Genomic DNA, 7574 nt, shown 5'->3' with positions numbered 1-7574 from the left:
CCAGCTCATAACTGGCTATCAGTTGCGTCATAACCGGCTGAGGCTTTTTTACGGCCATTCAGGGTCGGGCACTATCTCATCACATACTTCTGGCTCTTCGAGAGCATCACGAAAAGCTACTGCAACAATCTTCCCGCCCATAAATTCCATACCAGCGCTAACCGGCGGCTCTTTACCGTCCTCATACTCAAATACGAACGTCATCTTTCCCATAATTTATCCTCATGCCGCACGCTGGGCGCGCAGCGTAAAATTACTTGCGCCAGGCGAAGCTAATCGGCTCAGGCGTAATCCACAGGTGGCGCATGTTCGCCACGTTCACCACATCAGAATTCCGCGGGTAAATCTCCACGGCATCCCGATCCCCGTAGCCCACAGCAGACTTTATCTCCTGCAACGCATCCCAACTGATGCCGTCCTTCCACCGGCCAGAACTGGCAATGCTGGTGGTGTTCACAGACAGACGGATGACGCCGTTGCCTTCCTGAAACTCCTGAACCAGAAAGTAAGAGTTAGCCCACACGTTGCTCCGCTTTGGGTCGTGGCATCGTACCGGCCACTGAGATTCCGGTACCGGCTTGAGTATTCCGATCACGTCTCATGCTCCTTAATTTTTTAATGTGCTCTGCTGTTTCTATTTCTTCGGCGATCCGCTCGGCCTGTGCTTTGGTCAGCGGCTCGAATTCATGCTGAAAGCGGCCTATGCTGGCGATGCAGGTGCGACCGTTGCGGATGTAGTGGATGACTTCGTGGGTAGCGCGGAGGATTTTGCAGGGTTCACCGAACATGTCGGCGTACCAGGTATTAGGCTGGATTATCCTGAACATTGGGAACCACCTTAAATTCGATTACCCAGACCCATGGGTTGGCCTTCCAACTCTCCTCGCCGTAAATTGATTCCCACAGCTGCGCAAAGTTGTCATATGGAGTCCATACTTCACCGCCGCTATCCGGGTCAGAGTATGTTGGCCGCCATCCGGTAAGCTCCATGCCTTCGGCTTGCGCATCTTCCTGGCTGATGCTATTCAACCGCTCAACCCGCACTCCGGTAATTTCCAGCAGCATGCGACATGCTGCGCGAGGCATGTGGATAGATGGCTTCCAGCACGAACGCCCATCTTCGTAGCCATCGTCATCACCCCAGGTAAAATCCCCGTCTGCTGCGTAGATAGCGTGACCAGAGTAGAAACCATTACCAAACGGCATTTCGTTAATGGCTGTGGCAGGACGATCAGGACTCCATGGCTGAATGCGACCGTCTTCATCCAGTTCATGACTCACTACGCCCCACGTTTCCCGTACCCAGATGCGATCGCCAACCAAGCCGAATGGACAATTACTGGCAAGACTGTGTCCTGGAATTGCAGGAACAGATTTCATGCTCCTGACCCATCCAGCACCGTATACCTCATAAAAACTACCATTGAGGACAGGCTGTACCTTCATGATCCTGCGTGTCTGCGTCTTCCGGCCTTCGAGGATGGCGCGCACCATCTCGCCGTTGAAAATCATTTCGCGCTCTTTCACTGCAACCCCCTCTGCTTATTCTTCAGTTCGATCACGCCCTGACATTCCGCGCACGTATGGCAGCCGGGGACGGCAGCGCGCCGCGGCTCGGGAATCGGTTCGTCGCATTCTTCACAACGTTCAGCTGATACAGCGTTGCGGTTGATCCGGTGAGCGGAAAGGGCGGCGTTACGCTGAAGCTCTTCAATCTCTGCTGCGGTATCGATGATGTCCATGGTCAATGCTCCCGGAACTGTCTGTTAATTCGGTTGAAGGTGAACGCCAGCAATAAAAAGGGAGCCATAAGCTCCCGGGTGATTTGTGCTGTCATGCTGCCTCCTGCCTTTCCCGATATTCCTCAGCGAGCCGCTGCGCCTTTAATGGATTGCTGACCACTTCACCCCATGGCATTAGCCAGCCGTTACCAATGAAGGGAATGCACAGTGTGCCAACCCTGATGTCGTCGTGAGCGTGAGTCATAAGGTTGTACCTCAAGCCTGATGAATTAGACTTCTTCGGTGAAATTGAGGCGTTTATAAATTTCTCGCACACGCACGACGTCACCTTCGCAGTATTTAGCCACCAGGGAGATCTTCCCGTCGCGGACAAAATCCCACACTTTGCTTCCGTCAATCTCTTCACCAATTTCACTGCCTTTCCCAGGCAACCCGAGCACTTCGCAGAGTTTTTCCAGACCCACCTTTCCGTTATGCCCTGCCCACTGGACCATCGTATCGAACACTGCTTTGTCCCATGGGCGAGCCTGGAACGGAATAAAGCGCGGTGGGGCGATGCCAAGAACAGCGGCGCGCTGGAATATAAATCGCAGATCGAAAGCGGCAACGTTATGGCCTACAAAAACAGGAGGAGCGTTACGCGATGGGTCATAGTTTTGATTCAGGAACTGGAAGAATTCTGTAATGAGAGCTCTTTCTGAGTTTCCCCAGTCTTCTGAATAAAATGTCTGTACTGGTGAGTTGCCAACGGCTGCTGATATGACGCAGATTTGTCCTCGACCTCCGTCAAAGCTGGTTTTTCTCCATTCCTCCTCTGCTGCTGTTTCGCGATTAGCGTCCAGCCACTCCTTAATGCTTTCAGGCTTTTTATACTGACCTGGAGCAGTGATGGATTCAGCGATTTTTTCTTTTACGGCTGGGTCTTGTGATGGGATTGTTTCGATGTCGATAAAGATATTCATGATAATTCCTTAGAAATTTGGGCATGGGTTTGAGATGGCTGCTGAGCAGTCATTGCATTTTTTTCGAAGCGTTTATGTCGTTCAGAATGGTATGTCGTCGTCGAAGTCCATTGGCGGTTCATTAGACGGCGCCGGAGCAGACTGCTGCTGCGGACGAGACTGCGCGCCGCCGCTGAACTGGTTGCCGCCCTGCGGCTGCTGAGGCTGACCCCAACCGCCATGCTGCTGGCCGCCACCTGCTGGTGCGCCACCGCCCTGACGGCCACCCAGCATCTGCATGGTGCCACCAACGTTAACCACGATTTCGGTCGTGTATTTTTCAGCGCCGGACTGATCTGTCCATTTGCGGGTGCGAAGCTGACCCTCGATATAGACCTGAGAGCCTTTACGCAGATATTCACCAGCTACCTCAGCCAGTTTTCCGAACAGAACGACGCGGTGCCATTCTGTTTGCTCTTTCAGTTCGCCAGTGGCTTTATCTCGCCATGACTCCGAAGTTGCCAGCGTCACGCTGCACACTGCGCCGCCGGACGGAAGATAACGGACCTTGGGGTCTTGCCCGAGGTTACCGACTAGGATCACTTTGTTTACTCCGCGAGAGCTCATTTAGCCCACCTTTTACCTGTTTTTATGTTGCTAATTAATGTCTTTGAAACACCCATGCTGGCAGCGATCGACAACTGGCTCTCTGAGAGTTCAAGGCGTTTCCTTATTTCCTCAACCTGCCATTCAGTCAGCCTGGCCCGATGATGAGCTTCACCTTTTCTTGCGCCGACGTGTCGACCCTTCAAAACTTTGTCATCCATGTTGTCTTGCGCTGTTCCAAGGAAAAGGTGTTGAGGATTAACGCAACATGGGTTATCACAACGATGGCAGACCATAAGCCCTGCCGGGATTGGGCCGTTGAAAAGCTCGAAAGAGACTCGGTGTGAAAGCAGCGTTATCCCGAACGCTACAAATTTCGTGTACCCACCTTTGTTTTTCGCATAAGTGGATTCCCAGCAGCCGCTTTCAGCGTCGATCTGATAACTGCTGTTGAATCGCTCAATGATCCCGCTAAGGTGAGACATTTACGCCGCCTGTTTAAGTTCTTTGAGTCGAATGCCAGTAACGTCTTTGCATTTGGCCTGGTGCTCAGCAAATCCGCTCAGTAATTTCCATGTATCTTCATAACGATGCTTTAGCTGATCGCCATCATTTTCCGAACTGGCGTATGTAGAGAATTCGGCGAGGATTTTGTCCGCATCCACTGACAGAGGTGCCTGGTCTTCCTGCTGGTGACCATCATTAGGTTGCTGGTTCTGCTCAATCGGTGTTCCTGATGGCAATGCCCATCCAGGGAGTGCAGGCGCTTTCCAGTAGAACACGCCAACCTCTTTTGATTTTGCGTACTGGAATCCCGGCGTGCGTGTTGCCGAAACAACAGCGAAACCTTCTTCCAGGTTGTAGAGGTAACGACCGATACCCCATTGCACGGCAGCACGCTTCATAGCGCCAGAACGACCGCCTTTCACCGCTTCAACCTGTGTGTTTTCTGCGGCATCCCACTTAGTGATCCACTCACCTTCAACTTTGATTGAGATACCGCATTCAACGCCGCCATTGTTCGGAATATCGCGGTATTCGTTGCGCCATCCTGCCTTTCCGCATACTTCATCCAGCCGCTTCATGATTGCGCGGTTGGTAACGTAGGCCAGCACCTTGGCCCAGATGCCGTTATTGTTTTTCCCCACTTGCTGAATGCGCCACTCAATATCCGCACTGGCAAATGGCTCATCTAACTGATCAAGGTTCATGTGTGGTTCCCCGTAAATTCATCCCAGCTAATCACCGGGTTCTGCCGCTCGGCGGCCAGGTTCACCGGCTCATCATCGCTCTCAGGCTCTTCTGGCAACACGTCGCGCATAAGGCGCAGGAACGACTCTTCATCCCAACGTTCTGCGGCCGTCATGCTGCACGCTCTCGGCGGGTGATGACGTAACCCTGCTCGACCAGCCACTCGATGACTTCTGCACCATCGAGTTGCGGGAGAACGTCACGGGTTTTAACAGTGCCGGCCAGCACAACGCCTTCCATTTCAACTTTGAGGGTGTTGTGGGGGCCGACAGATGTGCGCATGTCTACGCACTCGCATGTGATATTCATGATTCGCCTCAATATTTGATGTGCGCGTCCTGCACTTTGCCGCCAGCAATCGCCAGCACTGCTTTCTGCGCGAATTCTTCGGGTATGCCCTGAGCAATCAGGTCTGCGTAGACACGACGGTTGACGGTGCGGCGGTGCTCTTTGTCTGCGGCTCGGCGCGCTTCTTCTTCAGCTTTGCGCTGCTCTTCTGCCAGACGGGCGGCTTCTGCCTCTTCCTGGCGGCGGCGTTCAGCTTCTACCGCCGCGGCTTTTTCGCGTTCCGCCCGGGCTTCTGCTTCCTGCTTCTCACGCGCCGCACGCTGCTCCGTTTCGATGCGCTGGCGCTCTGCCAGCTCTGCACGCGCTTTCTCTTCAGCTTCACGGCGCGCTGCGGCTTCAATCTCCGCTTTGTGCTTCGCTTCGGCATCGCGGCGGGCCTGTTCTGCCGCTTCCTGTTTCAGTTGCTCATCACGTTCACGCTGAGCCTGTTCCGCCAGACGGCGCTGCTCTTCGCGGTCACGGTCAAAATCCTTATTCATCAGCAGGGCCATTTCGTGGTCCGCTTCGAACTTGGCAGCCAGCTCCTGATCGAACCTGATGTTCATCTCCAGCGCTTCGGCGTGCATCGCGTTCATGGCTTCTTCAGCCTTAATGCGTTCCTGCTCGGCTTCCCATTCTGTGAGCGGGCGCCGTACTTCATCCTTCAGCGCGTCCAGCCGCTCACGCACAATGCGGCGGCTTTCGTCGATCTTCTTCGGAAGGGCTTTAAGCTCAGCAACCAGATCCTTACCGGCGTTGTCGATGTAGGTTTTGGAACGGGCAACCTTATGCGCCATGGATGCGATAGCGTCGCGGCCTTTACGGGTCGACACATCCGGCACCAGGCTGCGAGCTTCTTTCTCGATCGCCTCAATAATCGGGTCGAGCTGCTCTTTGGTGGTGAATACCGCCATTGCGTTCTGTTTCTCAATGACGACTAAGTCCGTTACTTCGCTCATGGTTTCTCCTGAAATTTGGATGTGCAGATCCCGCCCGCATAAGCCAGGCCGATCGGTTGAATAGGGTGGTTACTTAGAAAGTTTTGAGTTCCAGCACTCTATGGCTGAAATTGGTGAGTCGAAGGTAACCGGAGCGATCCATCCGCAACATTTCAGTTGGAACTGATTGAGGATGTATGGCTCAGGAGCAATCCTGCATCCGCGATTCCATTCGAACGCTTTAATTACTGGCTGTCGTTTGCAAAATGGACACTCTGTTGCGTCAGGGAGATTTTCGAAAGAAATGTCAGGTAATGAGCCATCATCTTCAGCCCACTGAAGTTCGCCTGGCACAATAACCGAATATCCATCCCAACGGTCAAATTCAGGTGATAGAACATCTTCATAACCAGCGCCGCGAAGGCGAAATTTCGCCCGGGCAATAACAATAAGACCTTTAACTTTTCGGCTACCCATTCGCCACATATAAACGCCGGCGGAATCAGGCTTGCGTTCAGAGTATTTAACCCATTGCATGCTCACCTCCACGCTGATTCGACTTTCCCCGATGCCACGGATAACCGATTGCAACCTTCATTTCGTCGTAGGCTGCCATCCACATGGCGCCATCACCGATAAACAGGGCAATGGCTGCTTTGCTCTGCGCCGCGCGCAGCAGGTGATGATTGATCATACCTTCACCTCAACCTGTTCCAGGAGGCCAGCGATATGCATCTGCCGGCGATTAAGTGTGAGCTTTTACCGCGGTGCCGATACCGACGTCAGTTGCCACTCGTTATCGTTGAGCTTTTTGGCGGTGTACTGCTTGCCGTTGTGGATGACTGTCATGACTCAGCCTCCAGATGACCTTTCCTGCGAAGCCACTCAATTACTTCATCAGCGTCAAGGCGATCCAGAATATCATCGGTATGCCCAGCGGCCTCAGCCCAGTCTATGTAGTCATAAAGATCGATTTCCTGAAAGAGCGCTTTCCCTTCAATTTCAGAGATAAGATCTGAGAGCTCCACGCCGCGGACTTCTAAATTTACGTGGTCACGGTAACCACTTGTTGAAACATCAATACCTGTAGCATTCACTTCAAAATCAATTGTCATAAATCCTCTTGGCCTTATCGCGGCGAACGGAACGGTTAATACAAGACTTCAACGCATTTATTCAGTGTTTCAATGGGCGGTGGATGACCGCCGGTTGTCATAAATGGGCAGACTCGAAAATCTGCCTATGTATGGCCGATAAAAAACCCGCCGGAGCGGGTTACTTAATTAGTGAAGCTGCGTATTCGAGGAGATACAGTTTTGGGGCCAGCCAGATTTTTAGCCACGTCAGGTCAGATAAAACGACGAAGGCGATGACCGAATACAGGAACATAATGGTTCCAAAAAACACTGAGGAAGCACTGATAGTGCCGTCTTTGTCCCAGACCAATGTAGGTATATATTTTGGCTTTCCGCGTTCCCATGAATATCCCTCGTCGCCATAAACTCCGTCCTGCTCGCGCTTCATCATTACCCTGAAGAATTTAATCGCAACCGGGATAGTCGCCAGAATAACCAGCGTGAGCATCATGCTTTTGGTAAATTTCCATACCAGCAACTGATGCACAACTTCCGGGATTTGCGCCTGGCTAAATGACACCGCAGCGTCGATGCCATTCGCCGCTTTCTGTAATAGCTCAACGAGAATTTTGTTCGCTTGTTCGTTCATAATTGCCTCTGTCGTTACCCGCTGATGCGGGAGAAATGCTTTGG

General features: G+C 52.6%; 17 protein-coding genes. All 17 read right to left on the bottom strand.

The features are described from left to right. Positions 1–48 precede the first annotated feature (48 nt). A complete protein-coding gene (locus tag V6E55_RS24445) occupies positions 49–213 on the bottom strand; it encodes a hypothetical protein (protein WP_316944074.1) in 165 nt (54 codons plus the stop codon). A gap of 40 nt (positions 214–253) precedes the next feature. Further along, positions 254–523 (bottom strand): DUF7694 domain-containing protein, encoded by a 270-nt coding sequence (locus tag V6E55_RS24440; RefSeq protein ID WP_252072305.1) that lies wholly within the window; start codon positions 521–523, stop codon positions 254–256. Next, complete coding sequence (locus V6E55_RS24435; protein WP_252072306.1) at positions 513–827, bottom strand: DUF4222 domain-containing protein; 315 nt, start codon at positions 825–827, stop codon at positions 513–515. The genes V6E55_RS24440 and V6E55_RS24435 overlap by 11 nt, the downstream gene beginning before the upstream one ends. Beyond that, positions 805–1527 (bottom strand): hypothetical protein, encoded by a 723-nt coding sequence (locus tag V6E55_RS24430; protein WP_316944073.1) that lies wholly within the window; start codon positions 1525–1527, stop codon positions 805–807. The genes V6E55_RS24435 and V6E55_RS24430 overlap by 23 nt, the downstream gene beginning before the upstream one ends. Continuing rightward, a complete protein-coding gene (locus V6E55_RS24425) occupies positions 1524–1742 on the bottom strand; it encodes a TraR/DksA family transcriptional regulator (RefSeq protein ID WP_316944072.1) in 219 nt (72 codons plus the stop codon). Before V6E55_RS24425 ends, V6E55_RS24430 begins: the two co-directional genes overlap by 4 nt. Positions 1743–1833: 91 nt before the next feature. Continuing rightward, on the bottom strand, positions 1834–1986 hold the full coding sequence (locus tag V6E55_RS24420; protein ID WP_063860686.1) for a DUF1317 family protein: 153 nt from the start codon (positions 1984–1986) through the stop codon (positions 1834–1836). A 25-nt stretch (positions 1987–2011) separates the two neighbouring features. Then, the gene (locus V6E55_RS24415) at positions 2012–2704 is read right to left on the bottom strand and encodes a 3'-5' exonuclease (RefSeq protein ID WP_316944071.1); all 693 of its coding nucleotides are present in this window, start codon (positions 2702–2704) and stop codon (positions 2012–2014) included. Positions 2705–2785: 81 nt separating this feature from the next. Further along, complete coding sequence (ssb1, locus tag V6E55_RS24410; protein ID WP_316944070.1) at positions 2786–3310, bottom strand: single-stranded DNA-binding protein SSB1; 525 nt, start codon at positions 3308–3310, stop codon at positions 2786–2788. Next, complete coding sequence (locus tag V6E55_RS24405; protein ID WP_316944069.1) at positions 3307–3774, bottom strand: HNH endonuclease; 468 nt, start codon at positions 3772–3774, stop codon at positions 3307–3309. The genes ssb1 and V6E55_RS24405 overlap by 4 nt, the downstream gene beginning before the upstream one ends. Beyond that, entirely contained in the window at positions 3775–4500 is a 726-nt protein-coding gene (locus V6E55_RS24400) for a Rad52/Rad22 family DNA repair protein (protein ID WP_316944068.1), read from the bottom strand. After that, positions 4497–4655, bottom strand: a complete 159-nt coding sequence (locus V6E55_RS24395; protein ID WP_316944067.1) for a hypothetical protein — start codon at positions 4653–4655, stop codon at positions 4497–4499. The genes V6E55_RS24400 and V6E55_RS24395 overlap by 4 nt, the downstream gene beginning before the upstream one ends. Continuing rightward, the gene (locus tag V6E55_RS24390; RefSeq protein WP_316944066.1) at positions 4652–4849 is read right to left on the bottom strand and encodes a thioredoxin reductase; all 198 of its coding nucleotides are present in this window, start codon (positions 4847–4849) and stop codon (positions 4652–4654) included. Before V6E55_RS24390 ends, V6E55_RS24395 begins: the two co-directional genes overlap by 4 nt. 8 nt (positions 4850–4857) lie before the next feature. After that, positions 4858–5826 carry a hypothetical protein gene (locus tag V6E55_RS24385; protein WP_316944065.1) on the bottom strand — a complete coding sequence of 323 codons (969 nt, stop codon included), beginning with the start codon at positions 5824–5826 and terminating at the stop codon, positions 4858–4860. Positions 5827–5895: 69 nt separating this feature from the next. Further along, positions 5896–6342, bottom strand: coding sequence for a hypothetical protein (locus V6E55_RS24380; RefSeq protein WP_147326924.1), 447 nt, complete (start codon positions 6340–6342; stop codon positions 5896–5898). Continuing rightward, positions 6329–6499 carry a host cell division inhibitory peptide Kil gene (kil, locus tag V6E55_RS24375; protein WP_045407497.1) on the bottom strand — a complete coding sequence of 57 codons (171 nt, stop codon included), beginning with the start codon at positions 6497–6499 and terminating at the stop codon, positions 6329–6331. The genes V6E55_RS24380 and kil overlap by 14 nt, the downstream gene beginning before the upstream one ends. Positions 6500–6650: 151 nt before the next feature. Next, a complete protein-coding gene (locus V6E55_RS24370) occupies positions 6651–6920 on the bottom strand; it encodes a hypothetical protein (protein WP_316944064.1) in 270 nt (89 codons plus the stop codon). A gap of 160 nt (positions 6921–7080) precedes the next feature. Continuing rightward, a complete protein-coding gene (locus tag V6E55_RS24365) occupies positions 7081–7530 on the bottom strand; it encodes a hypothetical protein (protein WP_316944075.1) in 450 nt (149 codons plus the stop codon). Positions 7531–7574 lie beyond the last annotated feature (44 nt).

Origin of the sequence: Enterobacter sp. 342 (genome assembly GCF_036663495.1) — a bacterium.
Taxonomy (GTDB): domain Bacteria; phylum Pseudomonadota; class Gammaproteobacteria; order Enterobacterales; family Enterobacteriaceae; genus Enterobacter.
The sequence above is the reverse complement of the archived record's forward strand: the minus strand, read 5'-3'. Positions and strand labels throughout refer to the sequence as shown.

Coding starts and splice junctions, on each gene's coding strand:
- V6E55_RS24370 (WP_316944064.1), bottom strand. CDS start 6,920: ATGACAATTGATTTTGAAGTGAATGCTACAGGTATTGATGTTTCAACA.
- V6E55_RS24395 (WP_316944067.1), bottom strand. CDS start 4,655: ATGACGGCCGCAGAACGTTGGGATGAAGAGTCGTTCCTGCGCCTTATG.
- V6E55_RS24435 (WP_252072306.1), bottom strand. CDS start 827: ATGTTCAGGATAATCCAGCCTAATACCTGGTACGCCGACATGTTCGGT.
- V6E55_RS24425 (WP_316944072.1), bottom strand. CDS start 1,742: ATGGACATCATCGATACCGCAGCAGAGATTGAAGAGCTTCAGCGTAAC.
- V6E55_RS24385 (WP_316944065.1), bottom strand. CDS start 5,826: ATGAGCGAAGTAACGGACTTAGTCGTCATTGAGAAACAGAACGCAATG.
- V6E55_RS24365 (WP_316944075.1), bottom strand. CDS start 7,530: ATGAACGAACAAGCGAACAAAATTCTCGTTGAGCTATTACAGAAAGCG.
- V6E55_RS24415 (WP_316944071.1), bottom strand. CDS start 2,704: ATGAATATCTTTATCGACATCGAAACAATCCCATCACAAGACCCAGCC.
- ssb1 (WP_316944070.1), bottom strand. CDS start 3,310: ATGAGCTCTCGCGGAGTAAACAAAGTGATCCTAGTCGGTAACCTCGGG.
- V6E55_RS24445 (WP_316944074.1), bottom strand. CDS start 213: ATGGGAAAGATGACGTTCGTATTTGAGTATGAGGACGGTAAAGAGCCG.
- V6E55_RS24390 (WP_316944066.1), bottom strand. CDS start 4,849: ATGAATATCACATGCGAGTGCGTAGACATGCGCACATCTGTCGGCCCC.
- V6E55_RS24405 (WP_316944069.1), bottom strand. CDS start 3,774: ATGTCTCACCTTAGCGGGATCATTGAGCGATTCAACAGCAGTTATCAG.
- kil (WP_045407497.1), bottom strand. CDS start 6,499: ATGATCAATCATCACCTGCTGCGCGCGGCGCAGAGCAAAGCAGCCATT.
- V6E55_RS24420 (WP_063860686.1), bottom strand. CDS start 1,986: ATGACTCACGCTCACGACGACATCAGGGTTGGCACACTGTGCATTCCC.
- V6E55_RS24400 (WP_316944068.1), bottom strand. CDS start 4,500: ATGAACCTTGATCAGTTAGATGAGCCATTTGCCAGTGCGGATATTGAG.
- V6E55_RS24380 (WP_147326924.1), bottom strand. CDS start 6,342: ATGCAATGGGTTAAATACTCTGAACGCAAGCCTGATTCCGCCGGCGTT.